At 65.5% G+C, this 24,181-nt stretch carries 32 protein-coding genes, 1 tRNA gene and 1 pseudogene; 24 read left to right on the top strand and 10 right to left on the bottom strand.

All coding sequences use genetic code 11. The features are described 5' to 3' along the window. Nucleotides 1-12 precede the first annotated feature (12 nt). The 14 genes from ACRYLO_RS09045 to aat all read left to right on the top strand — a co-directional run bounded on the left by ACRYLO_RS09045 (nt 13) and on the right by aat (nt 9,077). On the top strand, nt 13-309 hold the full coding sequence (locus ACRYLO_RS09045; RefSeq protein WP_482659844.1) for a type II toxin-antitoxin system VapB family antitoxin: 297 nt from the start codon (nt 13-15) through the stop codon (nt 307-309). After that, nucleotides 306-695, top strand: coding sequence for a type II toxin-antitoxin system VapC family toxin (locus tag ACRYLO_RS09050; protein ID WP_482659845.1), 390 nt, complete (start codon nt 306-308; stop codon nt 693-695). The genes ACRYLO_RS09045 and ACRYLO_RS09050 overlap by 4 nt, the downstream gene beginning before the upstream one ends. After that, nucleotides 692-1,189 (top strand): DNA-deoxyinosine glycosylase, encoded by a 498-nt coding sequence (locus ACRYLO_RS09055; protein ID WP_482659846.1) that lies wholly within the window; start codon nt 692-694, stop codon nt 1,187-1,189. The genes ACRYLO_RS09050 and ACRYLO_RS09055 overlap by 4 nt, the downstream gene beginning before the upstream one ends. 133 nt (nt 1,190-1,322) lie before the next feature. Further along, the gene (locus ACRYLO_RS09060) at nt 1,323-1,607 is read left to right on the top strand and encodes a PqqD family protein (RefSeq protein WP_482659847.1); all 285 of its coding nucleotides are present in this window, start codon (nt 1,323-1,325) and stop codon (nt 1,605-1,607) included. 37 nt (nt 1,608-1,644) lie between these two features. Next, nucleotides 1,645-2,550 carry a phosphoenolpyruvate carboxykinase (ATP) gene (locus ACRYLO_RS09065; RefSeq protein WP_482659848.1) on the top strand — a complete coding sequence of 302 codons (906 nt, stop codon included), beginning with the start codon at nt 1,645-1,647 and terminating at the stop codon, nt 2,548-2,550. Beyond that, nucleotides 2,547-4,484, top strand: a complete 1,938-nt coding sequence (locus ACRYLO_RS09070) for an asparagine synthetase B family protein (RefSeq protein WP_482659849.1) — start codon at nt 2,547-2,549, stop codon at nt 4,482-4,484. Before ACRYLO_RS09065 ends, ACRYLO_RS09070 begins: the two co-directional genes overlap by 4 nt. Nucleotides 4,485-4,559: 75 nt before the next feature. Then, nucleotides 4,560-4,691: a hypothetical protein gene (locus tag ACRYLO_RS09075; protein WP_482659850.1), complete on the top strand. Its 132-nt coding sequence runs from the start codon at nt 4,560-4,562 to the stop codon at nt 4,689-4,691. Nucleotides 4,692-4,755: 64 nt separating this feature from the next. Further along, nucleotides 4,756-4,893, top strand: a complete 138-nt coding sequence (locus ACRYLO_RS09080; RefSeq protein WP_482659851.1) for a hypothetical protein — start codon at nt 4,756-4,758, stop codon at nt 4,891-4,893. 132 nt (nt 4,894-5,025) lie between these two features. Beyond that, nucleotides 5,026-5,172: a hypothetical protein gene (locus ACRYLO_RS09085; RefSeq protein ID WP_482659852.1), complete on the top strand. Its 147-nt coding sequence runs from the start codon at nt 5,026-5,028 to the stop codon at nt 5,170-5,172. A gap of 71 nt (nt 5,173-5,243) precedes the next feature. Next, on the top strand, nt 5,244-5,390 hold the full coding sequence (locus tag ACRYLO_RS09090; protein ID WP_482659853.1) for a hypothetical protein: 147 nt from the start codon (nt 5,244-5,246) through the stop codon (nt 5,388-5,390). Between the two features lie 277 nt (nt 5,391-5,667). Next, the gene (locus tag ACRYLO_RS09095) at nt 5,668-6,972 is read left to right on the top strand and encodes a DNA polymerase Y family protein (protein ID WP_482659854.1); all 1,305 of its coding nucleotides are present in this window, start codon (nt 5,668-5,670) and stop codon (nt 6,970-6,972) included. Between the two features lie 98 nt (nt 6,973-7,070). Further along, the gene (locus tag ACRYLO_RS09100) at nt 7,071-7,454 is read left to right on the top strand and encodes a hypothetical protein (protein ID WP_482659855.1); all 384 of its coding nucleotides are present in this window, start codon (nt 7,071-7,073) and stop codon (nt 7,452-7,454) included. A gap of 133 nt (nt 7,455-7,587) precedes the next feature. Continuing rightward, nucleotides 7,588-8,325 (top strand): ParA family protein, encoded by a 738-nt coding sequence (locus tag ACRYLO_RS09105; RefSeq protein WP_482659856.1) that lies wholly within the window; start codon nt 7,588-7,590, stop codon nt 8,323-8,325. Next, entirely contained in the window at nt 8,322-9,077 is a 756-nt protein-coding gene (aat, locus tag ACRYLO_RS09110) for a leucyl/phenylalanyl-tRNA--protein transferase (protein WP_482659857.1), read from the top strand. The genes ACRYLO_RS09105 and aat overlap by 4 nt, the downstream gene beginning before the upstream one ends. Nucleotides 9,078-9,112: 35 nt before the next feature. On the opposite strand, the pseudogene ACRYLO_RS09115 reads toward aat, so the two are convergent. The 5 genes and pseudogenes from ACRYLO_RS09115 to ACRYLO_RS09135 all read right to left on the bottom strand — a co-directional run. Next, nucleotides 9,113-9,541: pseudogene (locus ACRYLO_RS09115) on the bottom strand (DUF2155 domain-containing protein); the annotation flags it as partial. Next, complete coding sequence (locus tag ACRYLO_RS09120; protein ID WP_482659858.1) at nt 9,541-9,933, bottom strand: NADH:ubiquinone oxidoreductase subunit NDUFA12; 393 nt, start codon at nt 9,931-9,933, stop codon at nt 9,541-9,543. The pseudogene ACRYLO_RS09115 and the gene ACRYLO_RS09120, both read right to left, overlap by 1 nt. 57 nt (nt 9,934-9,990) lie before the next feature. Further along, nucleotides 9,991-10,446, bottom strand: coding sequence for a DUF192 domain-containing protein (locus ACRYLO_RS09125; RefSeq protein ID WP_482659859.1), 456 nt, complete (start codon nt 10,444-10,446; stop codon nt 9,991-9,993). 10 nt (nt 10,447-10,456) lie between these two features. Continuing rightward, on the bottom strand, nt 10,457-11,047 hold the full coding sequence (locus tag ACRYLO_RS09130) for a cold-shock protein (protein ID WP_482659860.1): 591 nt from the start codon (nt 11,045-11,047) through the stop codon (nt 10,457-10,459). A 65-nt stretch (nt 11,048-11,112) separates the two neighbouring features. Further along, nucleotides 11,113-11,646, bottom strand: coding sequence for a regulatory protein RecX (locus ACRYLO_RS09135; protein ID WP_482659861.1), 534 nt, complete (start codon nt 11,644-11,646; stop codon nt 11,113-11,115). A 136-nt stretch (nt 11,647-11,782) separates the two neighbouring features. On the opposite strand from ACRYLO_RS09135, the gene ACRYLO_RS09140 reads away from it, so the two are divergent. The 3 genes from ACRYLO_RS09140 to ACRYLO_RS09150 all read left to right on the top strand — a co-directional run bounded on the left by ACRYLO_RS09140 (nt 11,783) and on the right by ACRYLO_RS09150 (nt 17,112). Beyond that, complete coding sequence (locus ACRYLO_RS09140; protein WP_482659862.1) at nt 11,783-13,546, top strand: fatty acyl-AMP ligase; 1,764 nt, start codon at nt 11,783-11,785, stop codon at nt 13,544-13,546. A gap of 184 nt (nt 13,547-13,730) precedes the next feature. Then, on the top strand, nt 13,731-16,049 hold the full coding sequence (locus ACRYLO_RS09145) for a putative bifunctional diguanylate cyclase/phosphodiesterase (protein ID WP_482661708.1): 2,319 nt from the start codon (nt 13,731-13,733) through the stop codon (nt 16,047-16,049). 217 nt (nt 16,050-16,266) lie between these two features. After that, entirely contained in the window at nt 16,267-17,112 is an 846-nt protein-coding gene (locus ACRYLO_RS09150) for a hypothetical protein (protein ID WP_482659863.1), read from the top strand. A 128-nt stretch (nt 17,113-17,240) separates the two neighbouring features. On the opposite strand, the gene ACRYLO_RS09155 is transcribed toward ACRYLO_RS09150, so the two are convergent. Further along, nucleotides 17,241-17,651 (bottom strand): hypothetical protein, encoded by a 411-nt coding sequence (locus ACRYLO_RS09155; protein WP_482659864.1) that lies wholly within the window; start codon nt 17,649-17,651, stop codon nt 17,241-17,243. Nucleotides 17,652-18,019: 368 nt separating this feature from the next. Between ACRYLO_RS09155 and ACRYLO_RS09160 the strand changes: the two genes are divergently transcribed. The 4 genes from ACRYLO_RS09160 to ACRYLO_RS09175 all read left to right on the top strand — a co-directional run bounded on the left by ACRYLO_RS09160 (nt 18,020) and on the right by ACRYLO_RS09175 (nt 19,738). Beyond that, nucleotides 18,020-18,220, top strand: coding sequence for a hypothetical protein (locus ACRYLO_RS09160; protein ID WP_482659865.1), 201 nt, complete (start codon nt 18,020-18,022; stop codon nt 18,218-18,220). Continuing rightward, nucleotides 18,201-18,431 carry a hypothetical protein gene (locus ACRYLO_RS09165; protein ID WP_482659866.1) on the top strand — a complete coding sequence of 77 codons (231 nt, stop codon included), beginning with the start codon at nt 18,201-18,203 and terminating at the stop codon, nt 18,429-18,431. The genes ACRYLO_RS09160 and ACRYLO_RS09165 overlap by 20 nt, the downstream gene beginning before the upstream one ends. A 155-nt stretch (nt 18,432-18,586) precedes the next feature. After that, complete coding sequence (locus ACRYLO_RS09170; RefSeq protein WP_482659867.1) at nt 18,587-18,799, top strand: hypothetical protein; 213 nt, start codon at nt 18,587-18,589, stop codon at nt 18,797-18,799. Between the two features lie 258 nt (nt 18,800-19,057). Continuing rightward, on the top strand, nt 19,058-19,738 hold the full coding sequence (locus tag ACRYLO_RS09175; protein ID WP_482659868.1) for a DUF4145 domain-containing protein: 681 nt from the start codon (nt 19,058-19,060) through the stop codon (nt 19,736-19,738). 61 nt (nt 19,739-19,799) lie between these two features. On the opposite strand, the gene nusG is transcribed toward ACRYLO_RS09175, so the two are convergent. The 4 genes from nusG to ACRYLO_RS09195 all read right to left on the bottom strand — a co-directional run bounded on the left by nusG (nt 19,800) and on the right by ACRYLO_RS09195 (nt 21,425). Further along, nucleotides 19,800-20,339 carry a transcription termination/antitermination protein NusG gene (gene nusG, locus ACRYLO_RS09180; protein ID WP_482659869.1) on the bottom strand — a complete coding sequence of 180 codons (540 nt, stop codon included), beginning with the start codon at nt 20,337-20,339 and terminating at the stop codon, nt 19,800-19,802. 23 nt (nt 20,340-20,362) lie between these two features. Beyond that, nucleotides 20,363-20,560, bottom strand: coding sequence for a preprotein translocase subunit SecE (secE, locus tag ACRYLO_RS09185; RefSeq protein WP_294019046.1), 198 nt, complete (start codon nt 20,558-20,560; stop codon nt 20,363-20,365). A 164-nt stretch (nt 20,561-20,724) separates the two neighbouring features. Beyond that, the gene (locus ACRYLO_RS09190; RefSeq protein ID WP_482659870.1) at nt 20,725-21,303 is read right to left on the bottom strand and encodes a YqaA family protein; all 579 of its coding nucleotides are present in this window, start codon (nt 21,301-21,303) and stop codon (nt 20,725-20,727) included. A gap of 45 nt (nt 21,304-21,348) precedes the next feature. After that, nucleotides 21,349-21,425 (bottom strand) — tRNA-Trp (locus ACRYLO_RS09195). A 272-nt stretch (nt 21,426-21,697) separates the two neighbouring features. Between ACRYLO_RS09195 and rplK the strand changes: the two genes are divergently transcribed. From rplK to ACRYLO_RS09210, 3 genes are all read left to right on the top strand, one after another. After that, nucleotides 21,698-22,129 (top strand): 50S ribosomal protein L11, encoded by a 432-nt coding sequence (gene rplK, locus ACRYLO_RS09200; RefSeq protein WP_066663141.1) that lies wholly within the window; start codon nt 21,698-21,700, stop codon nt 22,127-22,129. A gap of 4 nt (nt 22,130-22,133) precedes the next feature. Further along, nucleotides 22,134-22,832: a 50S ribosomal protein L1 gene (rplA, locus tag ACRYLO_RS09205; RefSeq protein WP_482659871.1), complete on the top strand. Its 699-nt coding sequence runs from the start codon at nt 22,134-22,136 to the stop codon at nt 22,830-22,832. Between the two features lie 218 nt (nt 22,833-23,050). After that, a complete protein-coding gene (locus ACRYLO_RS09210; RefSeq protein WP_482659872.1) occupies nt 23,051-24,175 on the top strand; it encodes a C1 family peptidase in 1,125 nt (374 codons plus the stop codon). The last annotated feature ends 6 nt before the right edge of the window (nt 24,176-24,181 follow it).

Here is a 24,181-nt window from a genome sequence, read left to right on the forward strand (position 1 = left end):
CACGCCAACGTCATGGTAGAAGGCAACAGGCCGGAGGTAGATATGGGCACACAACTCAACATCAAGGACGCGGAAACCGTCGAACTGGCGCGCGACCTCGCCCGACAACTCGGCAAGACCGTGACCGAGACCATCAAGGAAGCACTTGAAGAGAAAGCCCGCAAGCGCGAGGCCGAGGTCGAGGAAAAGATCGCTGCCGTGCGGGAAATTGCGCGCGAATTTCGCGACAGCATGCCCCCTGAAATGCGCGGCAAGACCTCCAAGGAATGGATGGACGACATCTATGACGAGGACGGCTTGCCACGATGATCGTCGATACCTCGGCGATCATGGCTATTGCGCTGCTCGAGCCTGAAGCCGAGGCTTTCATGACGCGGCTGGGATCGGCCGACACGCCGCGCATCTCCGCCGGAAGCTGGATCGAACTCTCCGTCGTCGTCCTCCGTCGGCATCCCGAAAAGGCAGATCTCGTCGACCGCATCGTGCAACGCTTCGGCATCAGCGTTGAGCCGGTCACGATCGAACAGGGCCGTATCGCGCGCGAAGCCTATGCCCGGTTCGGGCAGGCCTCCCGCCACCCCGCCCGCCTCAATTTCGGCGACTGTTTCGCCTATGCCCTCGCCAAATCCACCGGCCAGCCCTTGCTGTTCAAGGGCGACGACTTCATCCACACCGACATCACCCCCGCCGCATGATCCGCAAGGCCAGTTTCCCGCCCGTCACCGACGCCCGCACCCGCGTGCTGATCTGCGGCAGCCTGCCCGGCGATCGCAGCCTCGCCGCGCGCCAATATTATGCCCACCCCCAGAACCAGTTCTGGCGCCTGCTCGCCGCCGTCATCGACCGCCCCGACCTTCCCGCCCTTACCTATGACGCCCGTCTCGTCGCCCTGCGCGAAGCCCGTATCGGCTTGTGGGACGCCGTCGCCAGCGCCACCCGGCCAGGCAGCACCGACGCGGCGATCGCGGCCGTGCGGCCCAATGATCTCGCCACCCTCGCCGCCAGCCTCCCCGACCTCATCGCCATCGCCTTCAACGGCACCACCGCCCACCGCCTCGGCCTGCGCCAGCTCGGCACGCAGGCATCGCGCTGGCAAATCCTCGCACTCCCCTCCTCCAGCCCGCTGCACACCATCGGCCTCACGGCAAAGCTTCCCGCCTGGCGCGCGCTGCGCGACCTCCTCGCCTGATCCCACGGGTCGGCCCCGCCATTTCGGGCGCATGTCGCCCCTCCCCCGACAAACGCCGGTTGCGTATCGCAGCCAGCGTTTCTATCCGCCGCTCGACCGGCACAGGCTCCATGCAGCTTCACAGGAAACTCACTTGAACATCCATCTCGACCAAAGCGTCGTCGTCAATCCCGCGGTTTTCGCCGCCGCGCTCGATCGGAACGCCGTGCTGATGGACGTTCAGTCGGGCCGTTATTTCGAGTTCGACGCCATCGGGACGGACATCTGGACCCGGATCGCGCAGCCGCGTCAGGTCGACGCCCTGTGCGCCGATCTCGCCAAGGATTACGACGCCACGATCGAAACGATCCGGTCCAGCGTCCTGACCTTTCTCGCGCATCTCGCTGACAAGGGACTGATCGAGGTCCGCGACGCATGACCGCGCCGCATGGCACCGCCGCCCGAAACCGCCATCCATGACGCTGCACCGCTATCGCGTTGCGGGGTGGAGTGTCCGCTCCCCGCGCCCGCTTCCCTATCTCGCGCCCGATGACGCGGCAGAGGCACCCGATCCGATCACGATCGATTTCACCGCGTTCGACGCCGCCTCCGCCGAGGCGCGCGCCATAGGTCCGTTCACCATCCACGGCCCTGACCTGATCGACCTCGCCCCGCCCGATGGGCCGCGGCTGCGCATCCGCGACGGCCACAGCATCACCATCGCCGACAGCGACGGGTTCAGCGCGGCGGAAATCCACACCTATCTGTTCGGCCCGGCCTTCACGATGCTGGCGCACCAGCGCGGCCGCCCGCCGCTCCATGCCGGCGCGGTTCTGCTCGACGGTCGCACCATCGGCATTGCCGGGCATAGCGGGGCCGGCAAGTCGACCACGGTCCATGCGCTGGTTCAGCGCGGCGCGCGGCTGCTCAGCGACGATCAGCTGCTGGTCGACCCTGCCACCCGCCTTGCCTACCCGGCCTACCCCTCCGCCAAGCTCTGGGCCGCCAGCGCGACACAGCTCGCGATCCCGACCCACCAGGACGCCCGGGTCAAGGACGGATTCGACAAATTTCATGTCGATCTCGGCGACAAGTTCCTCGACGCCCCCCGGCCGCTCGACCTGCTGCTCGTCCTCGCGCCGACCCCCGACCTTGCCGCCCCCGAAGCGCGCCGGTTCACCCGCGGCGAAGCGACCGCCGTCCTCTCCAACCTGACCCATTATGGCGAGGTCGCGAGCGCCGCCGGCCGGGGCGGCGCGATATTGCGGCACGCCGCCGCCATCGCCGCGCAAATCCCGGTCCATCGCGTCGCCCGCCCGACCGATTTCGCGCAGTTCGACGCGCTCATCGACCTCATCCTCAGCCTGGACGCCAGCGCATGACCGCGATCTGTGGCATCTGGAACCGGGACGGGCGGCCCGATGCCGCGCAGCATGTCGCACAGATGCGTCGCGCGCTCGCTCCCTATGGCAGCGACCGCAGCGCCGCGTGGGACGATGGCGCGATTGCGCTCGGCATCGGCCTTGCCCGGCTGCTCCCCGAAGACCGCTTCGACCGCCAGCCGCTCGTCGCACGCGACCGCTTCCACCTCGTCGCCGACCTGCGGCTCGACAATCGCGCAGAGCTGGCTGCGGCGCTCGACCTCACCCCCCGTCTCGCCACCCTCGCCGATGCCGACCTGCTGCTCGCCGCTTGGGAGAAGTGGGAAACCGCCACCCCCGACCGCCTCGTCGGCGACTTCGCCTTCGCGCTGTGGGATGCAGCCGAGCACCGCCTGCACCTCGTTCGCGACCTGCTCGGCAACCGCCCGCTCTTCTACCATTACAGCGACCGCCGCATCGCCTTCGCCACCATGGCCAAGGGGCTCCACGCCCTGCCCGACATCCCGGTCGCGCCCGATCCGTTCACCCTGCTGGACTGTATCGCGCTCGCCCCCCGCCGCGGCCCGCGCAGCTTCTTCGCCGAAATCAGCCGCGTCGAGCCGGGCCAGCGCGTCACATTCCACCCCGATGGCCGGATCGAGGCCATCGACTGGTACGATTGGGACACCCCCCGCGATCTCGGCCTGCGCAGCGACGACGATTATGTTGAGGCGCTGCGCACCACCCTCGACACCGCCGTCGCCGCCTGCCTGCGCAGTGACGAGTCCATCGGCAGCCATCTCAGCGGCGGCATGGACAGCAGCGCCGTCACCGCGTCCGCCGCGCTCCACCTCGCGCAACGGGGCCAACGCCTTTCGGCCTATACGCATGTCCCGCTCGCCGGAGCACGGCTGGACCATTGGGGCGAGCGCACGCTCGACGAAGGCCCGCTCGCAGCCCTGCTCGCCGCGCGCCACGCCAATATCGATCATGTCCGCGTCGACGCCGCCGACCGCCAGATCGGCGACGACATGGACGCCCAGTTCCACGCCGCGGAATATCCCCCGTTTAACCTGTGCAACCAGGTGTGGATGACCGAAATCTGCCGCCAGATGCAGCACCGGCGTGAGCGCGTGATGCTGGTCGGCATCATGGGCAACGCCACGATCAGCCGACAGGGGGTCGAGCGGCTGTCCCTCCTCGCCACCACCGGTGCCTGGCCCACGCTCATCCGCGAAGGGATCGCGCTCCACCGCAGCGGGTGGAAGCCGCAGCGCATCGCCTCCTCCGTGATCGGCCCACTGCTCCCCCCGCACCTGCTCGACGCGGTCCGCCGCCTGTTCGGCGGCAAAAGCCCGCCGCGCGACGTGCTCGCCTACGCCGCGCTCAACCCCGCCCTGGTCGAGGACCCGGACTATCGCGCGCATCTCGAACTGCTTGGCCACGGGCTGCATTTTCCCGCGTCGCGCACTCCGCGCGACAGCACCGCCCGCCTGCTGCGTCAAACCGATGTGATGGGGCTGACCGGAAAGGGCCAGCTTGCCCGTTTCGGCGTCGATCAACGCGATCCGACCGGCAACCGCCGCCTGATCGACCTTGCCCTCGCCACTCCGCCGCATCTGCTGCTGCGCGATGGCCAGACGCGCTGGATCTATCATCGCGCGTTTGGCGACCGCATCCCGCCCGAAATCCGCACGCAAGCGGGCAAAGGGCTGCAAGGCGCCGACTGGCCGACCCGGCTCGAACAGGCGCGCGGCACGCTCGCCACCGAACTTGACCGCGCCAATCCGGTTGCGGAAAGCTTGCTCGCACTGCCCGCCCTCCGCGCACTTGCCGCAGCCGACACCGGCACCGGCCGCGTCACGGACGATCAGCGTTACGAACAACGCATCAAGCTGTTGCGCGGCACCTCAGTCGCGCACTTCATCCGCAAGGCGCAGCGCCGCAACGATTGACCAGCGCGCATGATTGGTTGACCTGCGGGCCGCTTCATATAGGACGAATTAATGATCAATATAGGAAAGTCTGTTATGCCCCATATCACGCCGGACCTGCCGCCCGCCCCGCGGGCCTGGACCGACCCGGTCTGCGCCGAATATGCCGTTGAGGCGCTGACAGGCAATTTCAATGGCGGGGCCGGCGACAGCAATACCGGGTCGTAATCCCGCTGCCGCCGCCGGTGTCGCGGCGTTCGATCCTTGACGGTGATGAAGGGGAAAGATGATCGTGGCCCAACCCAGTACCGCATCCCATGCGCCGGCCGTCCCAAGCCGGCCGCCCTGGACCGATCCGGTGTGCACCGAATATCCGGTCGACGCGCTGACCGCAGGATCGCCCTTCTGGCCGTTCTGGCGGCTGAGTTGACGCGGGCGGTGCGGCATTAGGGATATCTTGGCGGGCCACATGGCGTAATCCGGCCCGCTTGATCTCAAGCGTTTGCAGGCCGCGCGCAGTTACGTAAGAGCCACCACTAGACTAATGCAGTTAGGAGCAAACATGTCCGATCTCGCAAACCGCACCACCGAACCCGTCGCCAGCGACGCCCGCGCTTCTTGGTCCGACCCAGCCTGCACCGAATATGCGGTTAATGAACTGACTCAGGCCGGCGCTAGCGGCCTAGCCGAAGCCGGTCTCTTCTCCTGAACCATTTGGTCAGGATTTAGAGCGACAAGGATTCCTGAACGCAGGCATTCACTCCCCGAAAGGAATCGACCATGATCAACTCTGCCGTCCCGACCATCGACACCCCAGCCAGCGACGCCCCGCGCGCCTGGGCCGATCCGGTCTGCACCGAATATGCGGTCGACGAACTGACCCAGGCCGGTGGCCCGGGTACGACCGACGGCCCCTTGCTGTCGTGATTTTCGCGGGCGCGCGATGCGAAAGCGTCGCGCGCCCGTGCAGCCCCTTTCCTACAACCCGTGAACCGGCATATCTAATCCGTCCCTCGTCACCACCGGGACGCCGCCATGCCGCACCCCTTCCTCCGCGCCCGCACACCCGGCCGCCGCGTCACGCGCGCCTGTCATCCGCGCATGACAACACCGTTTTTTTGTCAGCTTCCCCACCCAGAACTGTCAGGCACCGTCCGCCGCGCACCGCGTGACTCTGCCCCCACGTTCCGTTATTGTTCCGCTCATGGCCGACCCGGCGTTCCTCGATCTTCCGCCCCGTCCGCTGCGCTGGCTGTATCTCGATCTGAACAGCTATTTCGCGGCGGTCGAGCAGCAGTTGAACCCCGATCTGCGGGGCAAGCCGATCATCGTCGCACCCGTCGCCAGCGACACCACCGTCGCCATCGCCGCATCGGTTCAGGCCAAGAAATACGGCATCCGCACCGGCACCCCGGTGTGGGAGGCCAAGCGCCTGTGCCGCGACCTCATCGTCACGCCTGGGCAGCATGAGAAATATGTCGAGTTTCATGAGGCGATCGTCGCCGAAATCTGGCGGCACATCCCGGTCACTGCGGTCTGCTCGATCGACGAAGTCGCCTGCCGTCTGCTCGATAACGAGAACAGCCCCGAACAGGCGATGGCGCTGGCTCGGCGGATCAAGGCGGGGATCATCGCCAATGTCGGCGAATGCCTCACCAGTTCGGTCGGCATTGCCCCCAACCGGCTGCTGGCGAAGCTCGCCAGCGATATGGAAAAGCCCGACGGGCTGACTGTGTTGACACAGGAGATGCTGCCCGACCGGCTGTTCTCGCTCAAGCTGCGCGACATTGCCGGGATCGGCGCGAAGATGGAGAAACGCCTGGCGCAACAGGGTATCAACGACATCGGCCAGCTGTGCGAACGCCGCCCGCGCGACGCCGGAACGGCCTGGGGCGGGGTCAATGGCGACCGGCTCTGGTATCTGCTCCACGGCTTCGACCTGCCCGAAAAGCCAACGCAGAACCGCACCATCGGCCACAGCCACGTCCTCAGCCCCCGCAAGCGCGGCCTCGAACCCGTCCGCCTCACCGCCCGCCGCCTCGCCCTCAAATGCGCCGCCCGGCTGCGGCGCAAGGACTATGTCAGCCGCCTGCTCGTGCTCCACGCGAAGTTCGAGGATGACAAATCGGTCTGGCGCACCTCGCTGAAGCTGCCCGCGACACAGGACAGTTTCGCGATCCTCGCCGCCCTCGACGCAATCTTCCCCCGCCTCGCCGCCGCCGGCCGCACCCGCCCCGGGGGCTTTGCCATCCGGATGATCGGCGTCACGCTGGCAGAGACCGCCCCGGTCGGCGCGGCGCAGGAATCGCTGTTCGGCGCGCTCGACCCCGATGACCCGCTGGCCCGCGAAACCCGCACCTTGTCGCTCAGCAGGGCGATGGACCGGATCAACGAGAAATTCGGCCGCCACGCCGTCTCGGTTGGGCCGATGGACGGCAGCCGGGCGGACCGCGTCGGGACCAAGATCGCCTTTGGCCGAATCCCGGATCTGGACGAATTTCACGAATGAGACAGGATATTGTATCGACGCAATGCAATATGCCTCGCACCACTGTTATTCGTTATATCTTGACCCCCGATGCTGCGTGCGCAAAGGAAAGTTCCGCTATGAACATGCGTCTCCTCCCCGCCGCTGCGGTCGCGCTGCTCGCGCTCTCCGCCTGTAATCCCGAACCCGAAGTGATCAGCGAACGCGCGCCCGATCCGATGGAAACTGCGCTCAAGAACGCGCCGGCCGTCGAACTGCCGCCGTCGATCAAGGCGACCGTGTCGATGCGCTGCCAGCCGGGCAACGCGCTCGTGTTCGTCGAATTCTTCAACCAGGACAAGCTGGTCACCGTCGCCACGGAAAAGGGCGGAACCAAGACCCGCCTGACCGCTCCGGAAGCGGGCCAGCCCTTCACCGCCGAGGGCGGCTGGAAGCTGACCGGTTCGCCGACCGCCGCAACGGTCGAAATTCCGGGCAAGGGCACGCTCACCTGCAAGGGCTAAGCGGGGCGTCGATCCATTCAATAAAAGGGCCGGCGGCAGTCGGCCCTTTTTTTGTGCGCGTCCGGCCCTGTCGGTTGCGCTCCCCCCGCCGCTGCGCCACCTTGCCGATGAACTGGATCAGGGAGCGGACCGGGTGGCGACGATCGCGGTATACAGCCTGAAGGGCGGCGTCGGCAAAACTTCGCTGGCGGTGAACCTTGCCTGGTGTGCCGCCACCCGCTCCGCCCGCCGCACGCTCTTGTGGGACCTCGACCCCCAGGCTGCCTCGACCTTCCTGCTCGGCGGTGGTCAGGGCAAGGCGACGGCGCAATCGGTGTTCAGCAAGGATGTCGAGCCGGCCCGGCTGATCCAGCCGACCGACATCGAACGGCTCGACCTGCTCGGCGCCGACGCCTCGCTCCGCGGGCTCGACCTGCTGTTCCACGAGCTCGACAAGAAAAAGCGCCTGGCCAAATTGCTAGGCCAGCTGTCCGGCGATTATGACCGCGTCCTCCTCGACTGCCCGCCCGGTCTCACCGAAACCAGCGAACAGGTGATGCGCGCCGCCGATCTCATCATCGTCCCGGTCATCCCCTCCCCGCTCTCCGAACGGGCATTGGCCGAGGTCGAGCGCCATCTCGGCGGCAAGGCGAAGGTGCCGCTGATGCCGGTCCATTCGATGGTCGACCGCCGCCGCCGCCTGCATGCCGAGGCGCTGGAGCGCAACCCCGACTGGCCCGTCATCCCGATGGCCAGCCTGATCGAAACGATGGCCACACGTCGCGCCCCGCTCGGCACCTTCGCCCCACGCAGCCCCGGCGCGCGCGCCGCGGATGCGCTGTGGCAGGCGATCGAAAAGCGCCTCGCCACGCCGCGCAAGGGGACCAAATGACGCGGCACACCGCCCGCGCCAGTGATCTCGACCCCGATCTGGTGCTGCGCGCCTATGCGATGGGCGTGTTCCCGATGTCCGAGCATCGCGACGATCCCAGCGTCTTCTGGGTCGAGCCGCGCCAGCGCGCGATCCTCCCGCTCAATGGCTTTCATCTGTCCCGCTCGCTGCGCAAGACCCTTGCTACCGACCGCTTCCGCATCACCGCCGATACCGCGTTCGAAGCGGTGATCGCGCTCTGTGCGGAGGGCGCGCCCGACCGGCCCGACACCTGGATCAACCCGGCGATCGAGCGCGTCTTTGTCGCCCTCCACCGGCGCGGCTTTGCCCATTCGATCGAATGCTGGGACGGTGACCGGCTGGCCGGCGGGCTTTATGGCCTTGCACTCGGCCGCGCGTTTTTCGGGGAGAGCATGGTCAGCCGCGCGCGCGACGCGTCGAAGGTCGCGATTGCGGCACTGGTGGCACGGCTGCGCGTCGGCGGCTTCACCCTGCTCGACTGCCAGTTCATGACCGAGCATCTGGCGTCATTGGGCGCGGTGGAAATCCCGCGCGACCATTATCTCTCGTTACTGTCGGACTCGCTTGGCGAAGGTGCAGCGGGACTCGCTGCGGGAGCGGGTGCCGCCCCTTCCGTCTCCGCCGATTTCGGCGCGCTCGACCGCTTCGGCGCATCCGCTGCGCCGCCGCCCACGACCTCGCCCCCGGTATCGGGGAAGGTCATCGCACAGCTCTTGACCCAGACGTCATAGATCGGGTGCTGCACCACATTGAGCGCCGGGCGCTCCTTGTAGAGCCATCCGGAAAAGACACGCGCAGTCTTGCCATCGGTGCCGCGGACATCGACCTGAGCGAACGCACCGGTCAGCTGGTCGGTCTCCCACGGCGCGGTCTTTTCGCACGCGCGCAGCCGCACGATGACATCGCCCGCGCGCATCGCCTGTCCGGGCTTCAGCGTCAGCTCGCGTGCGACGCCATTGCGCTTGTTGAGCAGGCCGAGCACCGCCACCCGCTCGGCCATCGGCGTCACGCCGGTCACCGATGCGGTCGGCCCGGCATCGACCGCGACGATCTCGGCCTCGGCACTGGCACCGGCGGCCTTGGGCTGCACCTCGACCGTGTCGGCGGCATCGGCCGTGTTGTCAGCCGGCTTGCCCCCGCATGCCGCAAGCGCGACCGGCGCCAGCAGCAGCGCAGCCATCCGACACCGGCGCATCAGGCGCCGGGGGTCCAGGCTTCGTAGTCGCCGGTCGCACCGACGCGCTGGCCGCCCTTTTCGAGCGCGCCGGGCGGGCGATAGGCGAGTGCACTGCCGGTCATGTTCGGCACGGCGGGCTGTTCCCACTTGCGCACCGGCGGCAGCGCGCGATCGGGCACATCGTCGATCTGGTGGTGCAGCCAGCTGAACCACTCCGGCGGCACCCGGCTCGAATCATTCGAACCCTTGTACATCACCCAGCGGCGCGTGCGGCCATGCATGTCCGCGCCGCCCTGATAATAGAGGTTGCCGAGCGCGTCCTCGCCAACCTGATCCTTGCCGCGCAGCCCGACCCAGGTGCCAAAGGTGGATCCGTTCCACCAAGTGAAGATGTTCGCGAAGATTCCCATAGGCCGCGCTTTACGCCGCAGAGCGCGGCTGGGCAACGGCGTTTGCACGCGGCGGTGTCACCACCGCACCTTGTCCCCGGGCGAAATCCCCAGCTCTGCCGCGCGGCCGCCATTGATCTCCAGCACCGCCGCGACCGGTTCGCCCGACCGCACCGAATCCCCCGAAAAGGGAATTGTGTTTTCGGCGATGCTCGCGATCGTGCCGTCGGCGCGGATGAAGATGATGTCGAGCGGGCTCGGCGTATCCTTCATCCAGAAACTTGCCTCACGCGGGGCGCCGCCTTCCGGGGGATAGGGCGCGAACAACATGCCGCCATCGGCAGGGATGTTGGTGCGGAACATGAGTCCCCGTTTCTGCTCCTCCGGCGTGCGCGCGACATCGACCTTGAACACATGGCGATTCGTCCCGGATTCAACCGTGACCGTTGCCTGCTTGGCTGTGGCCTGCGTTGCTGCGTCGCCATCCTGTGCGGTGCAGCCGGGCAGCAGCAGCGCCGCGCCGAGCGCGAGCATCAATGCGCGGTCAGGCCGGCTCCACAACGACAGCGAGCGGCCCTTTTTCGCCTTCGACGATGCGGGCACGCAACGGCTGATCGGGTTCGATGTCATAAATCTCCGCACGGCGCAGGGTTTCCATATGCACGAATATATCGGCGGTTTCGCCATCGCGCACCAGAAAGCCATAGCCCTTGAGCCGGTTGAACCATTTGACGGTCACCGGCTCGAACGGCCCGGCCTGTTCGATCAGCTTTACCCGGTCGATCCGGTCGCCCGCACCCGGCCGCATCCGCACCGGCTCGACCGCGTCGGTCAGGTCGAGCTGCAGGATCTCGCGCGCCTGCAGCCCGCGGTCGCGCTGCACCACCGAACATTCGACCCGCGCGCCTTCGGGAAGGCTGCGGCGGCCATGCGGCTGAAGGACCGAAAAGTGGATCAGGATATCGCCGGCATCGGTATCATCGGCGACGATGAACCCGAAGCCGCGCGTAACGTCGAACCATTTGACGGTGCCCCAATAGGTTTCATCTTCGGGGTCTCGGACGAGCACGGGCGTCACCGCCGGCTCTTCCGCTTCCCCCTCCAGAATCGGCACGCGCTGCAGGTCGGCTCGCATTACCCTATTTCCCCCTGACCGACGATGTTAACACAGCATTTCGCGAAGGTGCGAATCCTTTGTGGTTAACGGTCGTCGAGCAGGAAATCCGGGTCGTCGCCGGGGTTCATCCGCGCCAGTTGCCAGGCCAGCGCCGGGGAGTGCCCCGCGCGCACCATCGCCGCCACCTGCTTGGCGATCCGCTCGCGATCGGCGGGTTCGGCGGCAAAGGGACCGATTCGCTTGCGCCGGGCAAAGTCGATCGCGCTCTGCCCCGCCCGCGCTTCGACCTGCGGCGCGACCGCCTCGGCATCCTCGCTCTGGACACCGGCATGGCGCAGCGCTTCCCCCACCCGCCGCGCGCCCAGGCCCCGGCGCGCCATCGCCGCCGCCTTGCTCTCGGCATAGAGGCGGTCGTTGACATAGCCGAGGTCAGCGAAGCGTTCGGCGATCTCTGCCGGGTCCGGCGGGGTGCCGTCGAACCCGCGCTCGCGGATCTTGCGGGTCAGATAGGCGGCCAGTTTCCCCCGCGTGGTCGCAAACCGCTCGACATAACGCAGCGCCAGCCGGTCCAGCGCGGAGCGGTCCAAAGGCGGGACAGGGCGGCGAGTGGGGCGCATACGCCTTCTTTGTGCCACACTGACAACCGAATTTGAACGACAGTGCGTAGCAGAGCCGCCCGCATTTCTGATGTGGGGCCTATCGTCGATGACGGGCGGGTGGCCTGACACGATCAGGGGGCACGGATTTTAGGATATGGCTTTGGACGTCAAGGATCAGGTCGAAACCACGGGCGTGGAGCTGGCACCCACCCCCACCGATTGCACGCTTCCCCGCCGCCTGGCGGATTTCGCAACGCTGGGTGATGCGCTGGACTATGCCGCGCAGGGCAGCCGCGGGCTGAACTTTCACGACGCGCGTGGCACGCTGACGCGGCCCTATCCGTTCCGTGAGATGCGGGAAGACGCGCTGGCGCAGGCACGCCGCCTGATCGCCGCTGGCGTCAAGCCGCAGGACCGGATCGCGCTGATTGCCGAAACCGGCACCGATTTCGCCTCGCTCTTCTTCGGCGTCATCTACGCCGGTGCCTGGCCGGTGCCGCTGCCGCTCCCGACCAGCTTCGGTGGCAGCCAGCATTATATCGACCAGCTCTCGGTCCAGCTCGAAAGCTGCGATCCCTCGATGCTGTTCTACCCCGCCGAGCTCTCGGCGATGGCTGGCGAAGCCGCGCGGCTCAAGGGCGTTCAGGGCATCGACTGGGAAAGCTTCGCCACCCGCGAAGCGCCCGAGGCGGAGCTGCCCACCGCCAGCACCGATGACATCGCCTATCTTCAGTATAGCAGCGGATCGACCCGCTTCCCGCATGGCGTCGCGATCACCCACCATGCGCTGCTCAACAATCTGTCGGCGCACAGCCATGGGATGAAGCTGCAGGACAGCGACCGCTGCGTGTCGTGGCTGCCTTGGTATCATGACATGGGCCTGGTCGGCTGCTTCCTCTCGGTCGTCGCCAATCAGGTCTCGACCGATTATCTCAAGACAGAGGATTTCGCCCGTCGCCCGCTCGCCTGGCTCGACCTCATTAGCCGGAACCAGGGCACGACCCTCTCCTATTCGCCGACCTTCGGCTACGACATCTGCGCACGCCGCATGTCGAGCCAGACCAAGGCATCGGAGCGCTTCGACCTGTCGCGCTGGCGCGTCGCGGGCAATGGCGCGGACATGATCCGTCCCGACGTCATGCAGGCTTTCGTCGACGCCTTTGCCGATGCCGGCTTCCAGGCCAGCGCCTTCTTGCCCAGCTACGGCCTTGCCGAAGCGACGCTCGCCGTGTCGATCATGCCCCCGGGCGAGGGCATATTGGTCGAACTGGTCGAGGAAACCCAGCTGTCGGGCGGCGTCAACGGCGGCGATCGTCCCCAGCGCTTCCGCGCGATCGTCAACTGCGGCAAGGCGGTCAAGGACATGGAGATCGAGATCCGCGAGGAGGACGGCACCCCGCTGCCCGACCGCGCGATCGGCAAGGTGTGGTGCCGTGGCCCCAGCGTCATGGTTGGCTATTTCCGTGACCCCGAATCGACGGCGGCCTGCATGAAGGACGGTTGGCTCGACACCGGCGACATGGGCTATCTGTCCGAAGGCTATATCTACATCGTGGGTCGCGCCAAGGACATGATCATCGTCAACGGCCGCAACCATTGGCCACAGGACATCGAATGGGCGGTGGAGCAGCTCCCCGCATTCAAGCAGGGCGACGTCGCGGCGTTCGCGATCACCACGCCGGGCGGAGAGGAAACCCCCGCCGTGCTGGTCCAGTGCCGTACCAGCGACGATGAAGAGCGCCAGAAGCTGCGCGAGGAAATCCGTGAGCGTGTCCGCGCGGTCACCGGCATGAACTGCGTGATCGAACTGATCCCGCCGCGGACCCTGCCCCGCACCAGCTCGGGCAAGCTCAGCCGTGCCAAGGCGCGCAATCAATATCTCAACGGCGAGATCAAGCCCTACAGCATCGCGGCGTAATCTCGTTCCGTCACCCCCGCGAAAGCGGGGGTGACGACAGGCTCGCGTGAGCCGGCCCCGGCCCCACCCGCCGGAAATATTTGCCTCTCCCCTTCCGTCTCTAACCGATCGCTAACCTCACCCCGCTAAATCTGCGCGGGTGACGAGCCAGACCACATCCCAGTTCGCACGGCCGCGTATCGACATGCGCGCGCTGCTCGGCCTTTATGATCCGGCGGATACCACCGACTGGGGGCCGATCCGTGCGGCTCAGATGAACGCGGGCAGCCAGCTCGCCCTGTTCATGCTCGCCGCCAACGTCCTCGGCGCGACGCTGATCTTCCTCAATTACGCGAGCCTGGTTCCGCTGTGGCAGCTTGCCAGCTGGGGCGCGCTGGTCGCGGCGGTCGGGACCGCCGTCGCCTTCCGCCGCCTCGCCGTGCGCCACCGCACCGAACGCACCGCCACGCTGAGCGACGTGCGCGACACGGTGCTCGACGGCATCGCGCTCGGCGCCGTCTGGTCGATCGCGCCGCTGCTCTTCGGCGCCTATGGCAATGCGCAAGCGGCCAATGGCATGTGGGTCGTGCTGTCGATCCTGATGGTCGCCTCGTCGGTCGCGATGGCCGCGCTCCCGCTCGCTACGATCTGTTTCCTCGTCGTGCTCGGCACCGCCAATGCCACCGCGCTCGCCCTCACCCAATCGCCCGCGCTTGGTGCGGCGGCGTTGCTCTTCACATCGCTGCTGGTCATCGCCTGTTTTGCGCGCGGCAAGGCGCTGGTCGTGATCCGCGCGGGCGAGATTGCGCTCGCCGAACGCGACGATACGGTCAGCCTGTTGCTGCGCGAGTTCGAGGATCACAGCGCCGACTGGCTGTGGGAAACCGATTCCCAGCGCCGCGTCCACCGCGCCAATCCGCGCTTCGCCGTCTCGCTCGGCGTCGATCCCAAGGCGATCAACGGCATGCCCTTCCTTCAGGTGCTCGCCGGTTCGGCCTGGGAAAGCGGCAATTTCGCGCAAGGCCTGCGCGACCTCGCCGAATCGCTCAAGAAACGTGAGCCGTTCCGCGACATCCTCCTCCCCGTCATCGTCGATGGCGAAGAGCGCTGGTGGGAACTCACCGGCTCGCCGCGCTTCAGCGAAGACGGCAGCTTTATCGGCTTCCGCGGCGTCGGCTCCGACGTCACCGAAGCGCGCGAATCCGCGAACAAGATCAGCAAGATGGCGCGCTACGACACGCTCACCGGCCTGCCCAATCGCCTGCTGATCAACGAAGCGCTCGCCACCGCCATGGCCGAAGCGGACAAGTGGAGCGCGCGCTGCGCCTTCATGATGATCGACCTCGACCGGTTCAAGGCGGTCAACGACACGCTTGGCCACCCGGTCGGTGACCGGCTGCTGATGCGCGTGTCCGAACGCCTCAAGCAGCTGATGACCCCGAACGAGATGATCGGGCGGCTGGGCGGTGACGAATTCGCCGTGGTCGTGCGCGACGCCAATGATTCGGTTGCGGTCGAACAGCTCGCCCGCACGATCATCGACGTGCTCTCTGCGCCCTATGACGTCGACAACCACACCCTCTATATCGGCGCCAGCGTCGGCCTCGCCTTCGGCCCGCGCGACGGTCGCACGGCGGAGATGCTGATCCGCTCGGCCGATCTGGCGCTCTACCGGTCCAAGGACGCTGGCGGTGGCCAGCTCCACGCCTATGAGCCGCAGCTGCATGTCGAGGCGGAGGAGCGCCGCGTCCTCGAAATCGCCCTGCGCGCCGCGCTCGAAAACGATCAGTTCCATCTGCTCTATCAGCCGGTGGTCCAGGCCGGCACCGGCGCGCTGATGGGGTTTGAGGCGCTGCTGCGCTGGACGCATCCCGAGCTTGGCCCGATCTCCCCCGCCAAATTCGTGCCGCTTGCCGAAGAAGCGCGCCTGATCGCCGCGATCGGCGAATGGGTGCTGCGCGCCGCCTGTATCGAGGCGGCCAAGTGGGACGACCCGATCCGCGTCGCGGTCAATGTCAGCCCCGAACAGCTGCACAATGCCGGCTTCGCCGCGTTCGTCGGCCGCGCGCTCAAGGAGAGCGGCCTCCACCCCAGCCGCCTTGAACTCGAAGTCACCGAAAGCGTGTTCATGCGCGAAGGCACCGCCGCGGTTCAGACGCTGGAGGCAATCCTCGACATGGGCGTGCGCCTCAGCCTCGACGATTTCGGCACCGGCTATTCCTCGCTCGGCTACCTGTCCCGCACCCGCTTCAGCTCGATCAAGATCGACCGCAGCTTCGTCCAGGGCGCCTCCAAGGGCCAGAAAGAGGCGGTCGCGATCATCCGCGCCGTCGTCGCGCTCGCCCAGAGCCTCGGCATGGCAACTACGGCGGAAGGCGTGGAGACCGAGGACGAACACCGCCTGATCCAGGCACTCGGCTGCACCAAGGTCCAGGGCTATTATTTCGGCCGCCCCCTCCCCGTCACCGAAGCCCGCACCCTCGCCACCCGCGACAGCATGCAAGACGCCATGCGCGTGGCGTAACCCCCTCCCCTCCCTGAAAGGGAGGGGTCGGGGGTGGGTGCGCGCGTCTGCGCGCAGCAAAGACTCAAACAGACCGCGCGGCAAAACAGCGGCAACCGAGGCATCGAGCCTCGCTTGCCACTAAACCCACCCCTAGCCCCTCCCTTTCAGGGAGGGGAATTGCGACGGCCCCCACTCCCCCCTTGCAATGTTGGATTTGGTTTCGGAACACTCACCGGTGACCGGAACCCGCCCCTTCAACCGGCGTCAGGCAAAGGAGAACGCCGCCTTCCTCGCCGCGCTCCGCCGCAGCGGCAACGCGCGGGAGGCAGCGCGCAGCCTCGGCTTCCACCGCTCCACCATGACCAAGCGCCGGGCCCGCGACGCCGCCTTCGCCGCCGAATGGGACGCCGCGCTCGCCATCGCCCATGCCCGCCTCAACCAGCCCGCATCCGACCAGCCCGACACCGCCGAGCCCCGCGCGATCCGCACCGCATCGGGCCGCATGCAACTGCGCACCCTTCCCCGCCGCGCGCTCGACCGCGCCGCCGAACAGGCATTCCTCTCCGCGCTCAGCGCCACCGCCAATGTCCGCCTCTCCGCCGCAGCCGCCGGCTTCAGCCACTCCGCCTTCTACGCCCGCCGTCGCCAAAGCCCCGCCTTCGCCCGCGAAATGCAGCTGGCGCTCGAAACCGGCTATGAGCGGGTCGAGATGGCGCTGATGGCCGCCGCCCTGCCGTCGAGCTACGCCGACGATGCCTGGCGCCACAACGATCCCCCGCCAATCCCCAGCATGACCGCGGACGAGGCGCTGATGCTCCTGCGCCTCCACCACCAGAGCGTCCGCCTCCAGGAAGACCCCCCGCACATCAAGCGCCGCCGCGGCGAAAGCCGCGAAGCGCACAGCTACCGCCTGTCCGCGATGTACGAAGCCCGCCTGCAACGCGCCCGCGACGCCTTCGACGTCGCCGAAGCCGCCCGCCGCTCCGCAACGGCGGCGACCAGCGAAAGCCCGCATGAGCAGCCCTTCCCGACGCTACCGGCGCTAGATCAGGTCAAGGGGTGGCGGAAGGGAAAGGGGTGAAACGACCTCGATCAGTGGGTGGCGATTGGGCACCGAAGGAGCAGGAGGTGATGAGGCAGGCGCAGCTTTGCGGCTCAATGTCGGCCAATCAGCTGGCGGTTTCCTCATCCCGAAAGCCGTCCTCTAGCTTAATTGGCGCAAACCGCAGTCTGCAATGCGACATCGGAGGCGCTCAGGACTGGCGCCCAGTTATTCAGCTTTGCGCCGCTGCCGGTATTCGAATGCGCTGACCCATCAACCTTTAATTGGTGGGCCTCGACGATTTTCTTGCGCTTACCTGTGCAGTCGTAGGTGGCTTTCTCATAGATCGCCGGAACGCCAATCTTGCTCATTGATGGCGTCGGGACCGATACTTTCCACACGGTGATATTTGATCCCTCGCGCGTGAGCGTCGGCCCCCGATAGTAGGTGAAGCTAGTATCGGTCAGATACGCCTTCCAACGCGCCGCCACTTCGGTTGGCGAGGGCACGGATTGCGCATTTGCCTGGACGCCTATCAGCGACGCGACTGCCGCAGCGACAATTGCTGTGAATTTCATCGGTTTCTCCATACCATAAGTCGGAATGCCGCGACTGAAACAACGGGAATGGCTCGTCCGTCTTCTACTCCATCTCTGATCGTTTGAAAGCGGCCTTCATGGGTCTGGCCCCCGCCCGCCGCCGCCAGAGCCCCGCCTCCAGGATGCCCCCCTGCACATCAAGCGCCGCCGCGGCGAAAGCCGCGAAGCCCACAGCGACCGCCTGTCCGCGACGTATGAAGCGAATGGACCCCAGAGCGCAAACCGGCGGATACCCTCGCGCGTGCAATGCGGTCGACTGCACTCCGGGGACCCGCGCAAAATGCCATTGCCGCATCCGAAGGAGGCGTCCACACCGACGGAGATCAGGGTTTGCTGGGGGAAGAATGATGTCGTTCGAATATGTCGCCTATTACGTAGCCATGGTCACGTATCTCGTCCTGTTCGGATCGATCGCGCTGACCCTGCATCGAATGCAGCGCGCGCTCAGCCGGATCGCGGACAAGTTGGAAGCGCCATCCGCAATTGCTGGCGCGCAGCCAAAACCCGCTCTCGGGAACTTCATCGACGGTGGCGAGCAGGGCGGATAAGCGCCGCCGCGGCGAAAGCCGCGAAGCCCACAGCTATCGCCTGTCCGCCGTGTACGAAGCCCGCCTGCAACGCGCCCGCGACGCCTTCGACAGCACCGAAGCCGAACGCCGCTCCGCGACAGCGGCGACCAGCGAAAGCCCGCATGAGGAGCCCTTCCCGAAGCTACCGGCGCTCGATCAGGTCAAGGGGTGGCGGAAGAGGAAGGGGTGATGGGGTATTGGGCGAATTCTGCGGGTGCCGGATCGGGGATCGGATGGGAGTGGCATTTGCCGACACACAGTTCGCGCACTCATCGGCGAGATCGCGAGGATCGCACTACGTCTTGAATTCGGAATGCTTGGTCACCAGATCAAGAGCTTGAAGGCGTGGCCACGCCTTCAAGCGAAAACAGCGAACCCGAAAACAGCGAACCCGAAAACAGCGAACCCGAAAACAGCGAACCCGAAAACAGCGAACCCGAAAACAGCGAACCCGAAAACAGCGAACCCGAAAACAGCGAACCCGAAAACAGCGAACTCGAAAAACAGAGGGTCGGCCTCTCAAAAACCGAATCGCTCGTTGCAACGATTCCCCATTGAGCTGGGGGCGCGTCCCCATCGCCGAAAGTTACGACGATGGAAATGCACTGTTTTGCGGAGATCCTATTCGGGCTTGCCGCAGTTATCGCCGCTCTCAAGGGTGGCGAGCAAAAGAATAAGAAGTGAAGCGGGCGGCAGGGGAAACCCTGCCGCCTTTTCGTTGCGTTCAAGTCGAGGGAATCTGTCCCTTGGGCACAGCGGGGCTTGTGGATAGTGAAGCATCAACGAAGTCATCCGCAACATGAGGCAACTGACTAGATGTCCGGACCAAAAGGCAGCACGCGAAAGCAAATGCACCCGAGCCGTGATGCGGCACTGAAAAGCCTCAAGGCATTTTGCAAAGTTCGCTCGACTGAAAATGCCGAGGAGCTGGGTGTAACGGTGATGAATGAGACCGATCGCGGCGCCGTCATCCTGCTAACCACGGCAGTTGAGGACATGCTGGTGCGCCGAATCAAGTCATCCATGGTGGACCTCAATGCCGACGAGAATGCGAGGATATTCGGCCCGGATGCGATTCTCGGCACTTTCTCAGCGAAGATCAAATTATCCCAAGCGATAGGGTATATCGACCGAGAGACTGCTAGAATGTGCGACTTGGTACGGGAAATGCGAAACGCCTGCGCGCACAGTGGGCGAGACATCTCATTTGCCAACAATGAGCTAAGCGACGTTATGAACGCTGCTTACCGCTATATTAGCGACGAAGAAATGGTTCCCAGTGACTACAAGGGCATCCCGATCCTCGGAAAGCTGCATTTCCTATGGCTTATCAGCTACCTGATCCGCGTAATCAGAACAGGATCCAAGGACAGTGGGGTTGAGTTAGTCAACCGACTAATCGCTGATGCAAACTCATCTGCTCAGGCAGAAATCGAGAAACAGAAAAAGTCTCGTGCAAGATCATCTAAAACGAGCGGACCTGATTACAAAGGATAACACAAAAAAGCCGGGGCGTTTCCACCCCGGCTTTCCCGTAACCCACAACCGGTCCGAAGCCTTACTTCGACCGCTCCACCTGATCGAAGTCCAGCTCGACCGGCGTCGCACGCCCAAAGATCGAAACGCTGACCTTCACCTTCGACTTGTCGAAATCCAGTTCCTCGACCACGCCGTTGAAGCTCGCGAACGGGCCGTCCAGCACCTTGACCGAATCGCCGATCTCGTAATCGACCTTGATCTGCTGCTTGGGCGCGGCGGCGGCTTCTTCCTTGGTGTTCAGGATGCGCGCGGCCTCGGCCTCGCTGATCGGCTGCGGCTTGCCGCTGCTGCCCAGGAAGCCCGTCACCTTCGGCGTGTTCTTCACCAGGTGATAGACGTCGTCGTTCATGCTCAGCTTGGCGAGGACATAGCCGGGGAAGAATTTCCGCTCCGACTGAATCTTCTTGCCGCGGCGCACTTCCGTCACCGTCTCGACCGGCACCTCGACCGATTCGACCAGCGCGTCGAGGCCAAGCCGCGTCGCGTCGGACAGGATCTGGTCCCGAACCTTGTTCTCAAAGCCCGAATAGGCGTGAATGATGTACCAGCGCGCCGCCATGGATTTTCCCGTTATCTGGCCGCTCAGCCCGCAAGGCCGAGGAGGAAGTTCACGATCGCGCCGAACAGACGGTCGACGCCAAAGAAAAAGAGGCCAAGCAGCGTCGCCATGATGAACACCATGACCGCGGTCATGATGGTTTCCTTGCGGGTCGGCCATACGACCTTCTTGGTCTCGGCCTGCACCTGGCGCATGAATTCCAGCGGATTGGTCTTCGCCACTTTTGCCTCGCGAATAATTTGCCCGGCTTCGGGACAGGTTTCTCCGCCCGGCTCCTTCAGCAAGGAACCCGGCGAACCCCATCACGATGTCGGATTGGGGACGCTATCTAGCGACTGTGCGACAGGGGGGCAAGGGGCTTGGGACGCCGCCGTCGCCCGCCCGTTCAGATCAGCGTGATGACGCCGAACCCGCCAATCAGCAGCACCATCGCCAGCCAGCCGAGCAGGGTCAGCCGCTCCTCGATAAATGCCTGCACCGGCTCGCCCCAACGATGGACGAGGAAGGCGAGCAGGTAGAAGCGAAAACCGCGCCCGACGATCGCCAGGATCACGAACAGCGGGAAATTATAGTGGAAAAAGCCGTTGGCGATGGTGATCAGCTTGAACGGCAGCGGCGTGATGCCCGCGGTCAGCGTGACCACCGCGCCCCATTCGTCATACAGCGCGCGGACGCTCTCGACCTTGCTGCCCAGGTGATACAGGTCGATGATCCACTGCCCGATCGTGTCGAACAGGAAATACCCGATCGCATAGCCGGCAATCCCGCCCAGCACCGACGCGATGGTACAGATGGTCGCGATCCAATAGGCGCGCTGGCGTTGCGCCAGCATCATCGGGATCAGCATCACATCGGGCGGAATCGGGAAGAAGCTGCTTTCCGCAAACGACACCGCGGCGAGATACCGGTCGGAGTGCCGGTGCGCGGCAAGCTTCAGCGTCCAGTTGTAGAGCGCGCGGAACATGCGGGGCGAAACCTCTGCAAGGGCTCCGGGTGCGCCCGGAAGAGTTGGCAGGGGAGCTCGGATTCGAACCGAGGGCCTTCGGTTTTGGAGACCGACGCTCTAACCAGCTGAGCTACACCCCTGTGCGGTGCCGCGCTTTAGCGACGCTTTGGAAATCGCACAAGAGCCGGTTGCGACCAAATACGGACCGGAACACATGTAGAACATGTCAATTCCAACATTGCAAGCGAAAAACCGCGCGCTTGCCTTCCGCCCGCTTTCTCGCTAAGGGCGCGCGCTTCCACCGGCTACCGTTGGAATTGCGGGAGCACCGGACGACACGTCCGGGGCGTCTGGACCGCTAAACTTGAACCGGGCGTGGCCACAAGCCGCGTCCAGCGACAGAGTGAGACACATGGCAAAGAAAATCACGGGCTATATCAAGCTCCAGGTGCCTGCGGGCTCCGCCAACCCCTCGCCGCCGATCGGTCCGGCGCTGGGTCAGCGCGGCGTCAACATCATGGAGTTCTGCAAGGCGTTCAACGCGGCGACCGGCGAGCAGGAAAAGGGCACGCCCCTTCCCACCGTCATCACCGTTTACGCCGACCGCAGCTTCAGCTTCGAAACGAAGCAGCCGCCAGCAACCTACCTCATCAAGAAGGCCGCGAACCTCAAGTCGGGCTCGAAGGAGCCGGGCAAGATCTCGGCCGGCAAGATCAAGCGCTCGCAGCTCGCCGAAATCGCGACCGCGAAGATGAAGGATCTCAACGCCAACGATCTCGATGCCGCAACGCGCATCATCGAAGGCTCCGCCCGCGCGATGGGCCTCGAAGTGGTGGAGGGCTGAACCCATGGCTAAGCAGACCAAGAAGCAGAAGGCTCTGGCCGGCACCGTCGACCGCGAAAAGCTGTACGGCGTCGATGAAGCCATCGCGCTGGCGCAGAAGAATGCGACCGCCAAGTTCGACGAGACCATCGAAGTCGCGCTGAACCTGGGCGTCGATCCGCGTCACGCCGACCAGATGGTCCGTGGCGTCGTCACCCTGCCCGCCGGCACCGGCAAGACCGTTCGCGTCGGCGTGTTCGCCAAGGGCGCGAAGGCGGACGAGGCCCGTGAAGCGGGTGCGGACGTCGTCGGCGCCGAAGACCTGCTTGAGATCGTTCAGGGCGGCAAGATCGAGTTCGATCGCTGCATCGCGACCCCGGACATGATGGGTCTGGTCGGCCGCCTCGGCAAGGTGCTGGGTCCGAAGGGCCTGATGCCGAACCCGAAGCTCGGCACGGTCACCATGAACGTCGCCGAAGCGGTCAAGGCTGCCAAGGGCGGCCAGGTCGAATATCGCGTCGAAAAGGCCGGTATCATCCATTCGGGCATCGGCAAGGCGTCGTTCTCGGCCGCCGACCTGCGCTCGAACTTCGACGCGCTGGTCGACGCGGTGATCAAGGCCAAGCCGTCGGGCGCCAAGGGCAAGTATCTGCGCAAGGTCGCAGTCTCGTCCTCGATGGGCCCGGGCGTGAAGGTCGATGTCGCCGAGGTTTCGGCGATCTGATCTTCGCACCCCATGCGAAACACGAAGAACCCCGGGGGCAACCCCGGGGTTTTTTGTTGCATGCGCCAATCGTGATGAACACGGAATTGGTGCTTTCTCGCCCTCGACTCCCCGGGGCGGTGCTGTCACTATGCGCCTGCTCGCGGCCGGAGTCGCAAGCCTTGTCCCGACCAGAGCCAGTTGTTGCGTTCGCGTGAACCCCGTTTCGGAGGTGCCACATGAACTCGTTCAAGCAAGCCGTCCCAATCATCGCAGGCGCCGTCGCGTTTGCCGCTATAGCGGCGACGCCGTTTTTCGCCGGTGCCGCACAGCAGTCGCCATCGCTCAAGAAGGCGCCACTTTCCGCGCAGATCAAGGAAGCCCCGATCTACAACCAGCGCCTGCTCAAGGCGTCACCACAGATCAGGACGCAGATCACCCAGTTGCGGCAGACCGCTGTTGCCGAACGCTGGACCTTCAACATCGGCTATACCACCGCGCTGGATCGATCGATCGAGCAGTTGACCGGCCTGAAACTTCCTCAGCCCGCCGAGCTGGAAGCCAAGATGGTGAGCCAGAACAAATTTGCGATCGAAGCGCTCGACCTCGACCGCAAGTACATGATCGCGAAGAAGTTCACGCTGGCCCCGCTGCCCTGCACCGCCGGTTCGGCGAGCTGCAGCTATGAAAGCAGGATGCCCGCGATCCGCAACCAGGGCGGCTGCGGCAGCTGCTGGGCGTTCACCGCAATGGGCGCCTATGAAGGCACCTATCGCCTGCGCTTCAATGCGGTGATCGACACCTCCGAACAGCATATCGTGTCGTGCGCGGGTGCCGGCAGTTGCGCGGGGGGCTGGTGGGACCCGGTGTTCACCTGGATGCTCGGATCCAAGGTGCGGACCGAAGCGCAGACCCCGTATACCGCCAGCAACGGCGTGTGCACACCCGCACCTGCCGGCACCTACAAGGCGGCGGCGTGGGGCTTCGTCACGGTCAAGGCGGAAGTGCCGACGGTGGCCCAGCTCAAATCCGCGCTGGTCACCCATGGTCCGCTGGCGGTCGCCGTGCGCGTCACCCCGGCGTTCCAGGCCTATACTGCGGGCGTGTTCAACCAGAATGATACAGGCTGGATTAACCACGGCGTGGTCATCGTCGGTTGGGACGATGCCAAGGGCGCCTGGCGGATCCGCAACTCCTGGGGAACCGGCTGGGGCGAGAATGGCTATATGTGGATCAAATATGGTGCAAACAGCATCGGCTATGCCGCCGCATGGGTTCGCCCGGCCCGGCAGGATCTGGTGCTGAACCCTGATTTGCTCCGGCTGATCGATCGGAACCGGCTGATCCTGCGACCGATCGGCTAAGGATGG

The sequence above is a fragment of the Sphingomonas sp. SDUR79 genome (assembly GCF_056821745.1).

Excerpts from the sequence above, each read along its gene's own strand:
- ACRYLO_RS09045 (WP_482659844.1), top strand. The coding sequence starts at position 13 with ATGGTAGAAGGCAACAGGCCGGAGGTAGATATGGGCACACAACTCAAC.
- ACRYLO_RS09050 (WP_482659845.1), top strand. The coding sequence starts at position 306 with ATGATCGTCGATACCTCGGCGATCATGGCTATTGCGCTGCTCGAGCCT.
- ACRYLO_RS09055 (WP_482659846.1), top strand. The coding sequence starts at position 692 with ATGATCCGCAAGGCCAGTTTCCCGCCCGTCACCGACGCCCGCACCCGC.
- ACRYLO_RS09065 (WP_482659848.1), top strand. The coding sequence starts at position 1,645 with ATGACGCTGCACCGCTATCGCGTTGCGGGGTGGAGTGTCCGCTCCCCG.
- ACRYLO_RS09070 (WP_482659849.1), top strand. The coding sequence starts at position 2,547 with ATGACCGCGATCTGTGGCATCTGGAACCGGGACGGGCGGCCCGATGCC.
- ACRYLO_RS09075 (WP_482659850.1), top strand. The coding sequence starts at position 4,560 with ATGCCCCATATCACGCCGGACCTGCCGCCCGCCCCGCGGGCCTGGACC.
- ACRYLO_RS09085 (WP_482659852.1), top strand. The coding sequence starts at position 5,026 with ATGTCCGATCTCGCAAACCGCACCACCGAACCCGTCGCCAGCGACGCC.
- ACRYLO_RS09090 (WP_482659853.1), top strand. The coding sequence starts at position 5,244 with ATGATCAACTCTGCCGTCCCGACCATCGACACCCCAGCCAGCGACGCC.
- ACRYLO_RS09095 (WP_482659854.1), top strand. The coding sequence starts at position 5,668 with ATGGCCGACCCGGCGTTCCTCGATCTTCCGCCCCGTCCGCTGCGCTGG.
- ACRYLO_RS09100 (WP_482659855.1), top strand. The coding sequence starts at position 7,071 with ATGAACATGCGTCTCCTCCCCGCCGCTGCGGTCGCGCTGCTCGCGCTC.
- aat (WP_482659857.1), top strand. The coding sequence starts at position 8,322 with ATGACGCGGCACACCGCCCGCGCCAGTGATCTCGACCCCGATCTGGTG.
- ACRYLO_RS09120 (WP_482659858.1), bottom strand. The coding sequence starts at position 9,933 with ATGGGAATCTTCGCGAACATCTTCACTTGGTGGAACGGATCCACCTTT.
- ACRYLO_RS09125 (WP_482659859.1), bottom strand. The coding sequence starts at position 10,446 with ATGCTCGCGCTCGGCGCGGCGCTGCTGCTGCCCGGCTGCACCGCACAG.
- ACRYLO_RS09130 (WP_482659860.1), bottom strand. The coding sequence starts at position 11,047 with ATGCGAGCCGACCTGCAGCGCGTGCCGATTCTGGAGGGGGAAGCGGAA.
- ACRYLO_RS09135 (WP_482659861.1), bottom strand. The coding sequence starts at position 11,646 with ATGCGCCCCACTCGCCGCCCTGTCCCGCCTTTGGACCGCTCCGCGCTG.
- ACRYLO_RS09140 (WP_482659862.1), top strand. The coding sequence starts at position 11,783 with ATGGCTTTGGACGTCAAGGATCAGGTCGAAACCACGGGCGTGGAGCTG.
- ACRYLO_RS09145 (WP_482661708.1), top strand. The coding sequence starts at position 13,731 with ATGCGCGCGCTGCTCGGCCTTTATGATCCGGCGGATACCACCGACTGG.
- ACRYLO_RS09155 (WP_482659864.1), bottom strand. The coding sequence starts at position 17,651 with ATGAAATTCACAGCAATTGTCGCTGCGGCAGTCGCGTCGCTGATAGGC.
- ACRYLO_RS09160 (WP_482659865.1), top strand. The coding sequence starts at position 18,020 with ATGTCGTTCGAATATGTCGCCTATTACGTAGCCATGGTCACGTATCTC.
- ACRYLO_RS09175 (WP_482659868.1), top strand. The coding sequence starts at position 19,058 with ATGTCCGGACCAAAAGGCAGCACGCGAAAGCAAATGCACCCGAGCCGT.
- nusG (WP_482659869.1), bottom strand. The coding sequence starts at position 20,339 with ATGGCGGCGCGCTGGTACATCATTCACGCCTATTCGGGCTTTGAGAAC.
- ACRYLO_RS09190 (WP_482659870.1), bottom strand. The coding sequence starts at position 21,303 with ATGTTCCGCGCGCTCTACAACTGGACGCTGAAGCTTGCCGCGCACCGG.
- rplK (WP_066663141.1), top strand. The coding sequence starts at position 21,698 with ATGGCAAAGAAAATCACGGGCTATATCAAGCTCCAGGTGCCTGCGGGC.
- rplA (WP_482659871.1), top strand. The coding sequence starts at position 22,134 with ATGGCTAAGCAGACCAAGAAGCAGAAGGCTCTGGCCGGCACCGTCGAC.
- ACRYLO_RS09210 (WP_482659872.1), top strand. The coding sequence starts at position 23,051 with ATGAACTCGTTCAAGCAAGCCGTCCCAATCATCGCAGGCGCCGTCGCG.